At 62.2% G+C, this 15,973-nt stretch carries 13 protein-coding genes; all 13 read left to right on the top strand.

Annotated elements, in window-relative coordinates:
• On the top strand, nucleotides 1–1,420 hold a 1,420-nt coding region (locus BV071_RS20420), incomplete at its 5' end, for a sugar transferase (RefSeq protein ID WP_052573668.1).
• A gap of 20 nt (nucleotides 1,421–1,440) precedes the next feature.
• Nucleotides 1,441–1,899 carry a hypothetical protein gene (locus BV071_RS20425; protein WP_035611309.1) on the top strand — a complete coding sequence of 153 codons (459 nt, stop codon included), beginning with the start codon at nucleotides 1,441–1,443 and terminating at the stop codon, nucleotides 1,897–1,899.
• Complete coding sequence (locus BV071_RS20430; RefSeq protein ID WP_035611311.1) at nucleotides 1,896–2,390, top strand: glycosyltransferase; 495 nt, start codon at nucleotides 1,896–1,898, stop codon at nucleotides 2,388–2,390. Before BV071_RS20425 ends, BV071_RS20430 begins: the two co-directional genes overlap by 4 nt.
• Nucleotides 2,387–2,935: an acyltransferase gene (locus tag BV071_RS20435; RefSeq protein WP_035611313.1), complete on the top strand. Its 549-nt coding sequence runs from the start codon at nucleotides 2,387–2,389 to the stop codon at nucleotides 2,933–2,935. The genes BV071_RS20430 and BV071_RS20435 overlap by 4 nt, the downstream gene beginning before the upstream one ends.
• A gap of 10 nt (nucleotides 2,936–2,945) precedes the next feature.
• The gene (locus tag BV071_RS20440; RefSeq protein ID WP_035611315.1) at nucleotides 2,946–3,890 is read left to right on the top strand and encodes a glycosyltransferase family 2 protein; all 945 of its coding nucleotides are present in this window, start codon (nucleotides 2,946–2,948) and stop codon (nucleotides 3,888–3,890) included.
• A 75-nt stretch (nucleotides 3,891–3,965) separates the two neighbouring features.
• Complete coding sequence (locus BV071_RS20445; protein ID WP_075090971.1) at nucleotides 3,966–4,856, top strand: glycosyltransferase family 2 protein; 891 nt, start codon at nucleotides 3,966–3,968, stop codon at nucleotides 4,854–4,856.
• Nucleotides 4,857–5,265: 409 nt separating this feature from the next.
• On the top strand, nucleotides 5,266–7,422 hold the full coding sequence (locus tag BV071_RS33370) for a chitobiase/beta-hexosaminidase C-terminal domain-containing protein (protein WP_052573669.1): 2,157 nt from the start codon (nucleotides 5,266–5,268) through the stop codon (nucleotides 7,420–7,422).
• A 233-nt stretch (nucleotides 7,423–7,655) separates the two neighbouring features.
• Nucleotides 7,656–8,834: a glycosyltransferase family 4 protein gene (locus BV071_RS20455; RefSeq protein ID WP_035611319.1), complete on the top strand. Its 1,179-nt coding sequence runs from the start codon at nucleotides 7,656–7,658 to the stop codon at nucleotides 8,832–8,834.
• Nucleotides 8,835–8,863: 29 nt separating this feature from the next.
• Complete coding sequence (locus BV071_RS20460; RefSeq protein ID WP_035611321.1) at nucleotides 8,864–10,198, top strand: hypothetical protein; 1,335 nt, start codon at nucleotides 8,864–8,866, stop codon at nucleotides 10,196–10,198.
• Nucleotides 10,199–10,245: 47 nt separating this feature from the next.
• A complete protein-coding gene (locus BV071_RS20465) occupies nucleotides 10,246–11,562 on the top strand; it encodes an acyltransferase family protein (RefSeq protein ID WP_035611323.1) in 1,317 nt (438 codons plus the stop codon).
• Nucleotides 11,559–12,944, top strand: coding sequence for a glycosyltransferase (locus BV071_RS20470; protein WP_035611325.1), 1,386 nt, complete (start codon nucleotides 11,559–11,561; stop codon nucleotides 12,942–12,944). Before BV071_RS20465 ends, BV071_RS20470 begins: the two co-directional genes overlap by 4 nt.
• Nucleotides 12,945–12,984: 40 nt before the next feature.
• The gene (locus BV071_RS20475) at nucleotides 12,985–14,538 is read left to right on the top strand and encodes a lipopolysaccharide biosynthesis protein (protein ID WP_081886129.1); all 1,554 of its coding nucleotides are present in this window, start codon (nucleotides 12,985–12,987) and stop codon (nucleotides 14,536–14,538) included.
• Nucleotides 14,539–14,578: 40 nt separating this feature from the next.
• Complete coding sequence (locus BV071_RS20480) at nucleotides 14,579–15,481, top strand: glycosyltransferase family A protein (protein WP_035611327.1); 903 nt, start codon at nucleotides 14,579–14,581, stop codon at nucleotides 15,479–15,481.
• The last annotated feature ends 492 nt before the right edge of the window (nucleotides 15,482–15,973 follow it).

Genomic DNA, 15,973 nt, shown 5'->3' on the forward strand with positions numbered 1-15,973 from the left:
GATCCACAGTTTCCGCGTACTGGACCAGTTGACCCTCGCAGCCGCGGCTGCCCTGATAATCAAATTTCGCCCCGAGTTCGTCTTCCGTGGCCATGCCTTGCCGGTCCCCGCGACTCCCAGCTACGGGGACATGATCGGAATGCTGCTGCTCGGCCTCGGCTGGGTGGCGATCTTCGCCTACTGCATCCGCTACAAGGCCGACCGCTTCGTCGCGCTGAAGACGCAGATCAAGGATCTGGTCAAGGCGACGAGCTTGGCGTCTTTCTGGCTGGCGATCGTATGCGGCGTTTTCCACGTCCGTAGCATCACCACCGAGAACGTCTTCCTGTTCTGGGCGGTGGTTACGCTGGCTGGTGTGATCAGCCGTTTGTCCTTGCGGATGATGCTGATGAGCGCGCGGCGCTCGGGCTACAACTACCGCTTCCTGCTGGTGATCGGCGCGAACAAGCGCGCCCACGAGGTGGTGTCGCGGATCGAGGCGCGGCCTGAGCTTGGCTACAAGATCGTCGGCTACGTGGCTGAGACCGAAGCCGCGCAGAAGGCCTGGCAGGAAACGCCGGGGCAGCGTGGCGAGGTGCTCGGCCTGCTGCCCGATTTGCAATCGGTGATGAAGAAGGAGCGGGTGGACGAGATGATCGTGTGCCTGCCGGTGGATTCCCGTTTCAGCGACATCGTCACGGTGGTGCAGCATGCCCGCGACCTGAACGTGGTGGTGCGGCTGATGCCGGACCTGCAGGATGGGAATTTGTTCAAGAGCTTGCACCTTGAGGAATTCGAGGGCGAGCACGTGGTCACCTTGTTCCGCGAGCAGATGCTGCTGCAGCTTCTCGCGAAGCGTGCGGTGGACACGATCGTCTCCGCGACCGCGCTGGTGGTGCTGGCACCGCTGATGATCACGGTTGCTGGCCTGATCAAGCTGACGAGCCCGGGTCCGGTCTTCTTCGCGCAGGACCGCGTGGGCATGAACCAGCGCCGCTTCCGGATCTACAAGTTCCGCTCGATGTGCGTGGATGCTGAGGCCAAGAAGAAGGATCTGGCGCACCTCAACGAGATTGCCGACGGACCGGCCTTCAAGATGAAGAACGACCCGCGGATCACCAGGATCGGCCGCTTCATCCGCAAGACCAGCATCGACGAACTGCCGCAGCTTTTCAACGTGCTGCACGGTGAGATGAGCCTGGTGGGTCCGCGGCCGCCGCTGCCGGACGAGGTGAAGAAGTATGAGTGGCTGTTCCGCAAGCGCCTGTCCGTGAAGCCCGGCATCACCTGCGTGTGGCAGATCAGCGGCCGCAGCAACATCACCTTCGAGCGCTGGATGGAGATGGACAACGAGTACATCGACAACTGGTCGATCTGGCTCGATATCAAGATCCTGTTCAAGACCGTCCCGGCGGTGTTGCTGGGTCGTGGTGCCGCCTGAAGATTTGATCCCCCCCGATCATGTCACGGACGAAACCAAAGGTTCTCGCGATCGCCTCGGGCGGTGGGCACTGGGTGCAGCTGCTGCGCCTGCGCCCCGCCTTCGAGGGCTGCGAACTCGTATTCGCCACGGCGAAGGAAGGCTACCGCGCGGATGCGGGCGACGCGGAGTTCCGCGTGATCTTCGATGCGAACCGCTCGAGCAAGATCGGCCTGCTGAAGTGCGCGTGGAGTGTATTCAAGCTGCTGCGCACGGAGCGGCCGGATGTGGTGATCTCCACCGGTGCGGCGCCGGGGTTCTTCGCCCTGAAGATGGGCAAGATGATGGGCTTCCGGACAATCTGGCTGGATAGCATCGCGAATGCGGAAGAGCTGTCGATGTCCGGCGCGCAGGCAGGAGCCAGCGCGGACTTGTGGCTGACACAGTGGCCGCACCTGGCCCGCGAGGGAGGTCCAACCTGCATGGGGAACGTACTATGATTCTCGTAACCGTTGGCACAGACAAGCCCTTCGACCGGATGATGAAGGTCGTGGACCGCTGGGCCGCCGAGCGCGGGCGGAAGGACGTCTTCGCGCAGATCGGCGAGGGCGGCTGGGAGCCGCAGCACATGCCCTTCGTGAACTTCTTCGAGCCGGTGGAGTTCAAGCAACGCTTCGCCGCGGCGAACCTGATCATCGGCCACGCCGGAATGGGCACCATCCTGTCCGCGCTCTTGCACGGCAAGCCGATCCTCGTGATGCCGAAGCTGGCGCGGCTGGGTGAGCACCGCAACGAGCACCAGACCGCCACCGCGAAGCGGATGATGGAGCTGGGGAATGTGAACGTGGCCTTCGACGAGGTGGAAATGTTCGCGAAGCTCGACCTGCTGGACAGCCTGCAAGCGAAGGCTCCGATCCACCCCCATGCCAGCGGGTCGCTGGTGGAGGGAATCCGCAATTTCATCTGGCATGGAAAGGAGACGCCGTCGTGAAGCCGAAGTCCACCCTCTCCAAGGCGATTGGCGCCGCGTGCTCCCTGCTGGATCCGCGGAACTACTTGCACGCGCTGCGTCTGATCCACTACTATGGATACAGTCACGTCAGCGAGCGGCGGAAGATGACCGTTGGCAGGGGGACCGGCATTTCTCCGAATGTCTCCTTCCGCAACGGCGAGCGCATCGTGATGGGGCATGACTGCCACATCGGCGAGCGCTGCTACCTGTGGGCCGGCGATTCGACCGGCCGCATTATCATCGGAAATTACGTCTCGTTTGCCCCGGAGGTGTTCATCACCGCCTCCGACTACAAGTTCGAGGCTGGCAAGCCCTTCCGCCAGCAGCCGAAGAACGAGCGCGATATCCGCATCGGCAACGACGTCTGGCTTGGTGCCCAGGTGGTCGTTACAGCAGGCGTTACGATCGGCGACGGCTGCATTGTTGGCGCCGGTGCCGTCGTCACCAAAGATCTTCCCCCCGGCTCGATCGCCGCAGGGGTCCCTGCCAGGGTCATCGGCAAAAGAGAACCCGTTCTAGCTTAAACTCCCCCCCATGAAAGCTGACGTAGCGATTGTCATCGTTTCCTACAATTCGAAGGACCACATCGGTGAGTGCCTTGAGAGCGTTTTCACCCAACGCAAATCGGTCACCCAACAGGTCATCGTCGTGGACAACAAACCCGGCGACGGAACCGCGGAATACGTGCGCGAAAATTACCCGCAGGTGCAGCTCGTGCAGCCGGGTGAGAACCTCGGTTTCGCCAAGGGCGTGAACCTGGGTGTGAAGCATGCGGATGCGGAGTTCGTGTTGCTGCTCAACCCGGACACCCAGATTCTGGACCATGCGGTGGACACCATCGTGGAATTCGCGCGGAAGAATCCCGATCACGGCCTGTATGGTGGCCGCACCCTGCGCCCGGATGGCAGCCTTGAGCCATCCTCGTGCTGGGGTCTGCCGACCTTGTGGAGCATGACCTTGTTCGCCTTCGGGCTGACGACGATCGCGCCGCGCAATCGTTTCCTGGACCCGGAATCGCTCGGTTCTTGGAAGCGAGACACGGTGCGGGAGGTCGGCGTGATCACCGGTTGCTTCCTGCTGAGCCCGCTGGAGGTTTGGAACAAGCTCGGTGGCTTGGATGAGCGCTACTTCATGTATGGCGAGGATGCCGATCTGGCGATGCGCGCGCACGCCGCGGGCTATCGCCCGGTGATCTGCCCGGATGCGAAGCTGGTCCACGAAGTGGGCGGCTGCTCCGACACGCCGGTGCACAAGACGAAGCTGCTCTACAAGGGCAAGGCGAGCTTGGTGCGGACCCACTGGACCGGGGTGGAGCAGCAACTCGGCCTATTCTTCCTGGCGACTGGAACCGGACTGCGCGCGGCGATCAGCAGGGTGCGCAAGTCACCGGGACGCAACGATAGTGCCGGGCGCTGGCAGACGCTGTGGCAGGAGCGCGAGGATTGGCTGCAGGGATATGGAGCGGGGAATGCCGCGTGAGATAAAGATAAGGTCGATGAGATAAGAAATTTGAGACCTTAAATCTCGATCTGAAATTCAAGTCCCCCCAAGACAATGATCAGCGTAGTAATACCCAGCTATAACCGCCGCGACTGTGTGGTGGCGCTGTTGCGCGATGTGTTCGCGCAGCAGGATGTCGTCGAGATGGAGGTAATCGTTGTGGACGATTGCTCGCCGGACGACAGCGTGGAGACTTTCCGGCGGGAGTTCCCGCAGGCGAAGATTTTCGTCAACGAGAAGAACGGCGGGCCGGCGGTGACGCGCAATCGCGGGATCCGCGAGGCGAAGGGCGAGATCGTGGTCGGCTTCGACAGCGATGTGACGATCCCGGATCCGTATTTGCTGGCGAAGGTGGTGAAGCGTTTCCGCGAGCACCCGCAGGTCGATGGCTTGGCCTTCCGCCTGCTCAAGCCGGACGGCAAGTCCGAAGACACGCCGCGCTGGTGGCACCCGGTGCCGATCCAGAAGTATGCGGACAAGGAGTTCTACACCTCCTACTTCAGCGGGACGGCCTATGCCTTCCGGCGTGAGGCGTTGGTGAAGGCGGGGATGTATCCAGAGATCCTCTACATGCACTACGAGGAGGTCGAACTGGCCTACCGGATTCTGGACGGGGGAGGGGAGATCCTGCATTGCCCGGACTTGGTGGCGCTGCACCACGCGAACGAGGTGTCGCGGCGGAGCGAGGTCACGGTGTTTTACAAACCGCGGAACCAGATCCTGCTGGCGGCGGCGTGTTTGCCCGGCTTCAAGGCGCTGCAGTATGTGGTGCCGCGGGTTTGCTACCAATTTGCGAAGGCCTGCCGCGGCGGACACGTGAAGGACTTTTTCCGGGCGATGCGCTCGGCCCGGACCTTGCTGCCGACGCTCATGCAAAATCGCAAGCCGCTGAAATTCGAGACATTACAACGAATCGGCGAAATGCGGCACGGTTTGGTGCCCTGATTTCCGGCCCTGCGGGAGGAAGGCATCAAAAGGCGCCGCGATGGCGTGAAATCCGCTCTATTTCAAACATTCCGCCGCAGCCCCCCGGCTGTCTATCTGCTAGGGGAATCTACGGCTAACGGGCCCGATGGGGCAGTTCCATCTTGCTAACAGTTCGAATCACCGGACTCTAGGCTTCTCAAAAGCAAAAAATTTCCGTATATTACGGATCTGCTTAAAAAAGAAAAAACAAATACAGCCGGAAAGACACCGGAAATTTGCCGGTGAATGAATCGGGTGAGGCGCATGTTCCTGACTGCAGGCAAGCGTCGCACCCCGGAGGATAATCAGGTGGAAACTCCCCGCTTCCCGTGTCGCCTCCGGCTGAAGCCCTAGAACCCTCGGAAACCGAAAAAACCGAACCTGTTCAATGAGACTCAAAGCCTGCCTATCCTTACTCACGGTTCTTGCGCTGCCTTTCACGGCAGACGCCAAGCCCGATCGGGTTGTTTCCTTCGGTGCCAATGGCTCCCACTGGCCCGAATTGATTCCGACCCCCTTCATGTATGACAACACGGTGGCGAACATCGTGGAAGTTCCCTGCTCCTGGGCCGCGATCAAGACCGCGATCCAAGGTGTGACCGCCGCCCAAGCCAACAGCGGGACGCTGATCCTGGTGGCTCCCGGCACGCTCAACGGCAACGGTGGATCGAGCGGCTCGGATCCGGTGCTGGAAAGCATCGGCTCCGCGACATGGGGCCAGCGGGTGACCGTGGCGCCGCGCGACGGCTACGGCACGGTGAAATTCACCAACGGTGTGCGCTTTCTGAAGGTCTTCGGCGTTTGTTTCGCCGGCTTTGAATCCTCCGGCATCAGTGCCGTGAAGATGCAGGGCTGCCGCCGCTCGGCGCTGGCATGGACCAAGGTCACCGGCCACTTCGGCGTCTATGGCACCGACGGGATTACCACCGAAGGGATGGAGTTGGTGGAAGTGGTGCAACCGAACCACTACGTGGTGAGCGATGACTCTGCGGACATCTACGCCGGCGGCGGCCCGATCACCGGGTGGCGCTTCGACGGCTGCTACCACGCGCCGCGCTTCTTCGAAGTGCCCTATACCGGCGGCAAGCCGCACACCGATACCTTCCAGTTCGCGGCAGCGAGCGGTGGCTCCTACGGCAGCATGACCCTGCGCGACAGCGCCTATTTCTCCTCGAATAACTGCGCGATCCAAACCGGCAACGTGGATGGCCTCGATCTGGAGCACTGCTACGTGGTCTCCGGTGAAGTTTCCCGCTCGCGCTATCCCTGGCTGCCGGGAGGCGCTGCGGAGGCAACTTCGAATGCTTTCAACGGCTCCGGCAAGAACCTGACCGCGAAGGACTGCACCTTCTGGGGTGGCATGGCGATCAACCAGACGGACTCGCCGACGCCGTGGACTTCGGTGACCAATACCAAGACCAACAAGTCTTACAGCTCTCCGGCATCCGGTGCTTGGACCGTGGTGGCCGGGCTCAATGAGAGCAACTCCGGCATGCCGCCGCTGCCGACCGACAGCTACCTGAACGACATCTGGAAGAATCCGGGGGCGACCACCAGCGTCTCGCGGCCGGTCTTCATCCCGGCGGGTGGCACCTTCGGTTCCCCGCAACAGGTGGCGCTGACCTGCTCGACCTCCGGGGCGACGATCTACTTCACCACCGACGGCAGCACGCCGACGACGGCTTCCACCCGCTACACGGGTCCCTTCACGGTTTCCGCGACGAGCACGGTCAAGGCCCTCGCGACGGCCAACTCGCTGGATCCGTCCGGCGTGCAGGTCGAAGACTACCGGATCGTGAACTTGGTGAGCACCCCGGTGATTTCCCCGGCGGGCGGCCTGTTCAGCACGGCGCAGCCGGCGACGATCACGAGTTCAACCTCCGGCGCGACGATCTACTACACGCTGGACGGCAGCACGCCGACGAGCGCCTCGAGTGCCTACACGGGACCCGTGCTGATTTCGTCCTCTGCCACGCTGAAGGCGATCGCGATCAAGTCCGGTGCTGAGAACAGCTCCGTGGCCTCCGCACTCTTCGGAATCGGTGATTCCTACATTGGCTCTGAAGCTTGGACGAACGTCACCTTCCCGGTCCAGACCAGCCAGTTCACGATCCGCTGGAATGCAATTCCGGATGGTGCGAACATCGACGGCGTGACCGGCCTTGGACCGGCCTCCGCGGCTGGCTACAACGATCTGGCCTGCATTGCCCGCTTCGCCACCGCCGGTGTGATCGAGGCGCGGAACGGCGGGGCCTATGCGGCGGTGAACGTCCTGCGCTACGAGGCGGGCAAGCTGTATAGCTTCGAGTTCAACGTGAACGTCGCGACCAAGAAATATTCCGTGACGGTGACGCCGGATGGCGGTGCGCCGGTGGTGATCGCGCAGGACTACGCCTTCCGCACCCAGCAAGCGAGCGCCAGCAGCCTGAATCACCTGTCGTTGGTGACCTTGGCGGGTGGCTCGCACGTGGTCTCCGGGATCACGCTGGGGACGACACCTGCGCCGACGGCCCCGACAGGCCTGCGGGTGACGGCCAACCCCTGATTACTTCTCCGGCAGTGCCGGACGACCGGACGGCACCTCGCTCCCGCGGGGTGCCGTTCCTTTTGCCCATCTCCCCCGAGGTCCCTTCCGCCAATCCCCCTGTTGGTCCTCTTTCCCTACGCAATCGCGTAATCCCTCCGGGCGAGGTTTTCAGTCAGCTTGGGTCCCTCGCCACTTTTTCCTCCCCATCCAGCGTCCCTTGATGGACGTTTGAAGCTCGCTCGCCCCCCCCGATGAGTCCCCCTGTACGCGTTCTGTATAGTTTTCCGCACAAGCTCGGCGGCGGCCGGATTTGTACTACCGCCTGGCACCAGGTCGATGGGGCTTCCCGTGCCGGAGCCAAGGTCACCGTGATCGTGGGTTCGCAGGTGAAGGCGCTGAACGAGGGGGTCCGGGTGAAGAAGACCCTGGCGGTCGGCAAGCTGCGGGTGCCGTATCGGCTGATTGGCCGCGACGTGGCCTGCAACTGGCACGACACGGTGACAGCGATGTGGCTGAACGCGAACCACCGCGAGATCGATGTGGTGCATGGCTGGCCCTTGTCCTCACTGAAGACAATCCGGGCGGCGAAGAAGCACGGCATCCCCGTGGTGTTGGAGCGGCCGAACGCGCACACCGGCTTTGCCTACGAGGAAGTGGCGAAGGAGAACCAGAATGTGGGGATCGAGCTGCCGGGCAACCACGACCACCTTTTCAACCAGAAGCGGCTCGACCTTGAGGAGACCGAGTACCGCGAGGCGGACTATCTCCTGTGTCCCTCGGACTTCGTGGCGCGGACCTTCCGCGAGCGCGGTTATGAGGATGCGAAGCTGGTGCGCCACCAGTACGGATTCGACGGCTCGCGCTTCAAGGCGCCCGGCAATGAAGGCACCCCGCATGACGGGCTGGTGATGATCTACGCCGGTGTGGTCGAGCCACGGAAGGGCCTGCACCACGCGCTCAAGGCCTGGCTGGCCTCCGGCGCGCAGGAACATGGCACCTTCATGGTCTGCGGTGAGTTCATCCCGGGCTACGCGGAGCTGCTGCAGCCGATGCTGTCGCACCCGAGCGTGAAGGTGATGGGGCATCGCACCGATCTTCCCGACCTGATGCGGCAGAGCGACTTGTTCGTGCTGTCGTCGGTGGAGGAGGGGAGTGCGCTCGTCACCTATGAGGCGCGCGGCTCCGGCTGCGTGTTGCTGGTTTCCGATGCTTCCGGCGCGGTCTGCGAGCACATGCAGAACGGTTTGATCCATCCTTCGCGCGATGTTGCGGCGCTGACCGAGCACATCCGGATGCTGGATGTGGACCGCGGCCTGCTGTCGAAGCTGCGCGGCTCCTCAACCTCCGATCTCGACAAGCTGACTTGGGATGAAGCCGGCCGCAAGCTGGTGGATGTCTACCGCGAGGTGCACAAACGCAAGGTCGCCTGATTCCGTCCCCCTAGCCCTTTCCCCCCAAAGTGAGCATTCTCGGTATCCTCTTTTTCCTGCTCAGCGCCATCGCCTTGATGAGCGTGCCGCGGAAGTGGGCAACCATTCCGCTGTTGATGGGGGTCATCTACATCACCCACGGCCAGTCCATCGATCTGGGAGGGATCCGGCTGCCGGTATTCCGCTTGCTGCTGGGCGTCGGGCTACTGCGGATCATGGTGCGCGGCGAGGGATTTGCCGGAGGTTTCAACACGATCGACAAGCTGATGGTGGCGCTTGGCGGCTGGCTCTTGTTTGCGAGCTTCTTCCACGAGGCTGGAGCGGACGGGGCGGGACCGACCTTCATCACCGGCAAGATCGCGGAGATCGGCCTGTGCTACTTCCTGATCCGCTCCTTCTGCCACGACTTGGATGACTTCTCCTCGATCATGAGCGTGATCGCGCTGCTGCTGGTGCCGATCGCGCTGGAGATGATCCAGGAGAAATACTCCGGGGTGAACCTGTTCTCGAAGATCTTCGGTGGCGTGCGGGAAGAGGTGGTGGCCCGGGAAGACGCCTTCCGCGCCCGCGGTCCATTCCGCCATGCGATCTTGGCCGGCACGGTTGGAGCGAGTTTGGTGCCGATCATGATCGGCCTCTGGCGGCGCAGGCCGGGAGCTGCGAAGATCGGCTTGATCGCCTGCCTGACGATGGTTTTCGCCTGCTCCTCGAGCGGACCGATCATCAGCCTCGGTTGCGCGATCATCGGGCTGGTCCTGTGGAAATTCCGGCATCTGATGGGTCTGGTGCGCTGGAGCATTCCCTTCGGCTGCCTGGCGCTGGAGCTGGTGATGAAGGACCATTTCTGGTTCATCATCGGCAGGCTCAGCATGGGTGGTAGCACCGGCTGGCACCGCTCGAAGCTGATCGACTCCACGATCACCTATTTCGGCGAGTGGTGGGCCTTCGGCACTGACCACACCCGCCACTGGATGCCCACGGGTGTGACCTTCAGTGAAAACCACACCGACATCACCAGCTACTACATTGCCTATGGAGTGATGGGCGGGATCCTCGCCATGCTGCTGCTCGTGGCGATGGCCTGGGTGGCCTTCAAGTGGGTCGGCAAGACGATCGACGAGATTCCCGAAGAGGACGAGAGCGGCGACCGCTTCATGGTCTGGTGCATGGGGGCGAGCTTGTTTGCCCACGTGGCCTCCAGCGTCTCGGTCGCCTACTACGACCAATCGGTCTTCTTCTTCTGGTTTTCCATCGCAACGATCAGTTCGATTTACATGACGCGCCATGAACGCGCGGACGAGACTCTCCTAGGATCCGATTACGCCGGGCCAGACCCGGAATCCAAAATGCAATGGTCTAGTTAGACTACCTATCCATAACCACCAACCACGGCATCTCTCCGTCCCCCCCGATGTTCAGTGCCAAGACCGTCCAACTCTCCGGACCTGCCACCCGCCAGCCGCGGGCAAGCGCCGTCGTCCAGCCCCAGACCGGGGTGAAGACCGGCGAGCGCTTTGTCCACCTCGATGCGCTTCGCGCAGGCCTCATGTTCTGGGGCATCCTGGTGCACACCAGCAATGTTGCCCCAAGTCCCTTTTTCCAAGCCTGCGCGAATCTTTCGCACATGGTTCGGATGGAGGCGTTCTTCATCATCTCAGGTTTCCTCGCCTACATGCTTCTCCAAAAATACGGCAGCGGCAAGACCGTGAGGAAACGTCTCGTCGCCGTCGGCGTGCCTTTTGTGGTCGCCCTCGTGCTATTGAATCCGTCGACCAAGCATCTGGTCTATGTCTTCAACTTCCAACCGATCCCCTTTGTGGACTACATTGCGGGGAAGGGGAGTGCGGGACTAGACGCGGTGAACCAAGCCCGCCTGGCGGGCGACGAACTGGCGGCCTGGCCGGGCAACTGGCACCTGCACCTCTGGTTCCTGCTGGCGCTGTTCTTTTATTCCCTGCTCGCTCCATTGCTGGGCAAGGCGGTGGATTCGCTGATGGCGAGCTCGCTTGAGCGCAGCCCGCGGGCGTGGACCCTTGGGCGTCTCGCACCTCTGGTGCCCGGGCTCAAGTTCATGGCGATCTGCCTGATGGTGTGCGGGGCCTGTGTCGGCTGGCGGATCGTCTTCGAATTCTGCGACAAGTTCATCCCGCAGCACGCCGATCGGATTCCGGACTCGTTCAGGGCCTTCGTCCCGTTTACCAAAGGGATTCCGGAGTCCCTGCAGTACGTCATCCGTTCGATCGGGAATTACCTGCCCTTCTACACCTTGGGGATGGTGCTTTTCGCTTCGGGCCAGCTGCGTGCGATCTTTTCGAAGGCCCATTGGATCCAAGCCGTCGTGGCCTGCACCGGCTACTACCTGGTGCACCGGACTGCGGGAACGAATCCCGGGCCGGCGTATGAAGCCTTGCTCCTCACCCTGAAGACCTACGTGGCGCTGTGTCTGTCCAGCGTGTTGTTCTGGGCCGCGGAGCGCTGGGTGAAGAGTGAGAAGCCGGTGGCTCGCTTCCTCTCGGAGGCGGCGTACACGGTCTACCTGTTCCACTTCCTGGTAATCTTTCTCTTCGCCATACTGTTGCGGGGGATGATTCCGCAGACGGAAGTGATGCTGGTGACCATCGCGGTTCTCACCTTTGCGACGACCCTCGGGCTGCATGCCTTTGTGATCCGCCCGGTGCCTTTGTTGTCTTTCCTTTTCAACGGCAAGCCCCCCAAGCGCGCTAAATGAACGCCTCTCCCCTGATGTCCGAGCCGCAAGCCGACGCCGCGAAAGCTCCCGCCAAAACGCGGAAGATCCTATTCATCGCCTATCACTTCCCGCCTGCGGGTGGTGGCGGCGTGCAGCGCTCGCTGAAGTTCGTCAAGTATCTGCCCTCCTGCGGCTACGCGCCGATCGTGCTGACGGCGAAGCCGAACCAGGAGCACCGCTGGACGCCGACCGACCAAGCGCTCGCCGATGAGGTGCCGAAGTCGGTGAAGATTCATCAGGTCGAGTTGCCCGAGGAAGTGCACGTGCCCTCCAAGCTGGAGCGGGCGATGCGCGAAATGCTCGGCATGCGCAGCCGCTTCGGCCTGACCTGGATGAACCTGGTGATCGAGGCGGGGACCAAGATTGCCCAAGAGGAGAAGCCGGACCTGATCTTCGTTACGATGTCGCCCTTTGAGGGTGCGGATGCCGCAGCGGAGATTTCGCGCCGCACCGGGATTCCGTGGGTCGCTGACCTGCGCGATCCCTGGGCGCTGGACGAATTCCAACTGCACCGCACCCGCTGGCACCGCAGTCTGGAGATCATGCAGATGGAGAAATCGCTCAGGAGCGCCTCTCTGGTCATCATGAACACCCCGGAATCCGCGCGGCGGCTCGGGCGGACGCTGCCGCGGCTGCGGGCGAACACGATCGTGAGTCTGACCAATGGCTACGACGCCAGCGATTTCAGTGGCAGCGTGGAGCCGATTCCGGGTGGCAAATTCTCGATCGTGCACTCCGGCTATTTCCACGCCGAGTCCGGCTTGGTGGAGCGCAAGAGGCAGCTTCAGTACAAGCTGCTTGGCCGCACCGTGCCGGGGGTCGAGCGCCTGCCGCGGTCGCACTTCTACCTGCTTCAGGCCCTCGAGCAGTGGCTCAAGGAGGATCCGGAGATCGTGAACGAAGTCCGCGTGCGCTGCGTGGGTGTGCTTTCGAAATCCGACCAAGCCTTGATCGACGCCTCGCCCGCCAAGCCGCTGTTCGACTGCTCCGGCTACCTCAACCACGTCGAATGCCTGCGTTACGTGAGGGCGGCGGACCTGCTCTTCCTGCCACTGCACAAGATGCCTGAGGGCATGAAGGCGGGCATCGTGCCGGGGAAGGCGTATGAGTACATGGCCTCCGGGCGGCCGATCCTGGCCACGCTGCCGGCGAGCGATGCGCGTGAATTCGTCAAGCAGGCGGGCACCGGTGTATTCAGCGAGCCGGGCGACGTGGCTGGCATGCTGGCCGCTTTGAAAGATCAATACGGAAAATGGAAATCCGGGGCGGCGCGGCCCGATTGGAACCAGGAATTCGTCCGCCAGTTCGAACGCAAGAATCTGACCGTGAAACTCGCCGATTACCTCGATCAAGTCCGCTGAAAAGCCGACCTGCGATTGACAAACTCCTCCCCCCAATGGAATGCAGGCAGACAGCGTGATCGAACCGACTACCGAGACTCCCGCGCCCAGGCGCCGTGATCCCTTTGCGGCACCGGATGTCTCCCAAAACCTTCGCAAAAGTTCGGTACGCGGGGCATCAATGATGTCCTTCGCACGGATTAGCGGGATGGGACTGCGTTTCATCTCCACCGGGATCCTGGCCCGCTACCTTACCCAGGAGGATTTCGGGATCTTTGCGATGACCACCGTGATCTCCGGTTTCCTGGCGATCTTCATGGATGTGGGACTGTCGCAGGCGACCATCCAGCGGCCGCAGATCAACCATCGCCAGATCTCGACGCTGTTTTGGATCAACGTCGCCTTGGGCGCGGTGATCGCTGCCATTTTCGCCAGCTCCGCACCGCTAGTGGCCAATTTCTTCCATCAGCCTGCGCTCAAGGCGATTATCCCGGTCCTCGCGCTGAGCTTCCTCTTCGGCGGGGTGGCGCTGCAGCACCTCGCGCTGCTCACGCGGAACATGCGCTATTCGTTGCTTGCCGCGGTCGAGATCGTCTCGATGGCGTCCGGGGTGGTGGTTGCGGTGCTGATGGCGCGTGCCCATATGGGTTACTGGGCGCTAGTGGGCATGGCGATTGCGCCGGCGGTCACGAAGGCGATCGCGGCGTGGTTTGCCCTGCGCTGGATGCCCGGTTGGCCTGCACGTGGCACCGGCGTGGGTGGCATGCTCAAGTTCGGCGGTGATGTGCTCGGCTTCAACATCGTGAACTATTTTTCCCGGCAAGCGGATACCGTGCTGATCGGTAAATTCTGTGGGACGGGCCCGGTGGCCGCGTATGAGAAGGCTTACAGCCTGCTGCTGATGCCAGTGGGCCAGATCAACGGTCCGCTGGGTGCGGTGGCGATTCCCGCGCTGTCCCGCCTGCAGGACGATCCGGATCGCTATCGCCGCTACTACCTGAACGCGATTCTGTTGCTGTGCTCGCTGAGCATGCCGGTGATCGCGGGGATCACACTCTTCGCCGATCAGGTGGTGCTGGTTTGGCTCGGCCCCAAATGGACGACCACCGCGGATCTCTTCCGCCTTCTCGCGCTTGCGGCCTTGCTGGGCGGGATCTCGAACCCTGCGGGTTGGTTGCTGATCTCTCGCGGCCTGACCCAGCGCTACCGCTGGCTGGGCATTGCCAACTCCGCCGTGATCGTCTTGTCCTTCGTGATCGGTCTGAAATTCGGCCCGCGCGAGGCGACGGAGGCCTACTCCACCCGCGGGGTGGCGATGGCTTACTCAATTTCAATGCTGCTCAATTTCATCCCGTACTGGGCGGTGGCCGTGAAAGGCACGCCGGTCTCCCTGGCCGGGGTGATGAAAGCGATGCTGACGCCAGCGCTGGCCTGTGTCCCGGCGGCCCTCGCCGCCCTCGGGGTGATGCGCTTGGCCGATGGCCGGATCAACGCGTGGATCCCGGTGATCGGGGCCATGGCGACCTTCGGGATCGTCTACGCGGTCATTCTGCTGTTTGGATTCAAGAAGCTGGAGTTCTTCCGCACCATTGCAGGGGAGTTCCGGAAGCGCTAAGTTCCTCAGGCTAGTTCACCCCTCCCACCCATCCCCCCCGATGATCATCATTATCCCCACTTGCCAGCGAGGCGAGTTGTTGGAACGCACCCTGCAGTGCTTGGTCGATGCCGACCGGCCCGATACGCTCAAGCGCATTTTCGTCGTGGAGAACGGCAAGAAGGAAGGCGCTGAGGCGAAAGTGGACAAGTTCCGCGACCGTCTCCCGATGGAATACCGCTACACTCCTACCGGCAGCAAGAGCGCCGCGCTGAACCTGGTGCTCGAAGAGCTGTCCGGTGAATTCGTGGTCTTCTTCGACGACGATGTGCGGATCCACCCGGGCAGTGTGCGCGCCTATGCGAATGCCGCGGCAGGTAAGAGCGGTGGCGAGTTCTACGCGGGCAAGTGCCTGGTCGACTACGATTCGCCGCCGCCGGAATGGCTCAAGAACTACCTGCCTTACTCGGCGAAGGGTTGGAGTTATGGCGACAAGGTCTGTGAGTTGAGGGAGCCGCTGGCGCTCGGTTTCAACTGGGCGGCCTTCTCCGATGATTTGAAGCGGGCCGGGAACTTCGACACCAACATCGGACCCGGTCGGGCGATCTCGGTGGGGGAGGAGACCGACCTGCAGCTCATCATGTTCTCGCAGGGCGTAAAGGGCGTGTATCTGCCGGAGGGCTTGGTCTGGCACCACGTGCCGGCCGAGCGCTGCTCGCCGGATTGGACGCTCGAGCGGAACCGCCGGATGGGCAAAGTGGTCGGTCTGAAGCTGGCATCAGCTCCCGTTTCCAAGCGCCTGCCCAAGGCGGCAGTGGCTTGGGGTAAAGTGATCGGGCTCGGCATGCTGGCGCGGATCGGCAAGGCCTTCCTGAGCGAGGCCAAACACTTCCACTATCAGCAACGGCGCTACTGGAACCTCGGAGTTTGGGAGGGGCAGCAAAATGCCCAGCCGAATTCTTGAATTTTGCGGACCCCACGTGATCCCGTAGTGGTGACGTGGCTGAAGCCTTGCTAGTCATGCTGCTGGTCATCGAAATCATCACGGACAAGCTGCATTTGATTAAGTATCCATGAACATCTTATGATTTTAGAATACTAAAAAGATCTGGTGCGCTCTTGTCTGGGTTGATAATCTGCTACCGTTTCACTTCACCCCCTACGTCCCCCCTCCCCGAGCCTGACGTCACTTCGCGCCTTTGGTGCGCTGCGGTGTAAGGCTTTTTCCTCCACCCCCCCCTCATGTCACGAGCCTGCGAGAGATTGGCTTCGCAATCCGCATTGCCCCGGCGGTCTTGCTGGAGGGCAGCATGGATGCCCCTATTTCGGGTTGAGCCACGGCTCTTGTTGATGTCGGCGCGTGCACATGCTTCGCATCACCCGGCCGATTTCCACGGCTAGATCTACTAGCGTTTTCCGTCCCCCCTCCCTCTGTTCTGCTGCTTCTCCCCCCCCT

Origin of the sequence: Haloferula sp. BvORR071, from assembly GCF_000739615.1 — a bacterium.
Lineage (GTDB): Bacteria > Verrucomicrobiota > Verrucomicrobiia > Verrucomicrobiales > Akkermansiaceae > Haloferula.

What these genes read in the sequence shown, in the direction of transcription:
- BV071_RS20480 (WP_035611327.1), top strand. Translation starts at nt 14,579, where the DNA reads ATGATCATCATTATCCCCACTTGCCAGCGAGGCGAGTTGTTGGAACGC.
- BV071_RS33370 (WP_052573669.1), top strand. Translation starts at nt 5,266, where the DNA reads ATGAGACTCAAAGCCTGCCTATCCTTACTCACGGTTCTTGCGCTGCCT.
- BV071_RS20475 (WP_081886129.1), top strand. Translation starts at nt 12,985, where the DNA reads ATGCAGGCAGACAGCGTGATCGAACCGACTACCGAGACTCCCGCGCCC.
- BV071_RS20440 (WP_035611315.1), top strand. Translation starts at nt 2,946, where the DNA reads ATGAAAGCTGACGTAGCGATTGTCATCGTTTCCTACAATTCGAAGGAC.
- BV071_RS20425 (WP_035611309.1), top strand. Translation starts at nt 1,441, where the DNA reads ATGTCACGGACGAAACCAAAGGTTCTCGCGATCGCCTCGGGCGGTGGG.
- BV071_RS20455 (WP_035611319.1), top strand. Translation starts at nt 7,656, where the DNA reads ATGAGTCCCCCTGTACGCGTTCTGTATAGTTTTCCGCACAAGCTCGGC.
- BV071_RS20465 (WP_035611323.1), top strand. Translation starts at nt 10,246, where the DNA reads ATGTTCAGTGCCAAGACCGTCCAACTCTCCGGACCTGCCACCCGCCAG.
- BV071_RS20445 (WP_075090971.1), top strand. Translation starts at nt 3,966, where the DNA reads ATGATCAGCGTAGTAATACCCAGCTATAACCGCCGCGACTGTGTGGTG.
- BV071_RS20470 (WP_035611325.1), top strand. Translation starts at nt 11,559, where the DNA reads ATGAACGCCTCTCCCCTGATGTCCGAGCCGCAAGCCGACGCCGCGAAA.
- BV071_RS20430 (WP_035611311.1), top strand. Translation starts at nt 1,896, where the DNA reads ATGATTCTCGTAACCGTTGGCACAGACAAGCCCTTCGACCGGATGATG.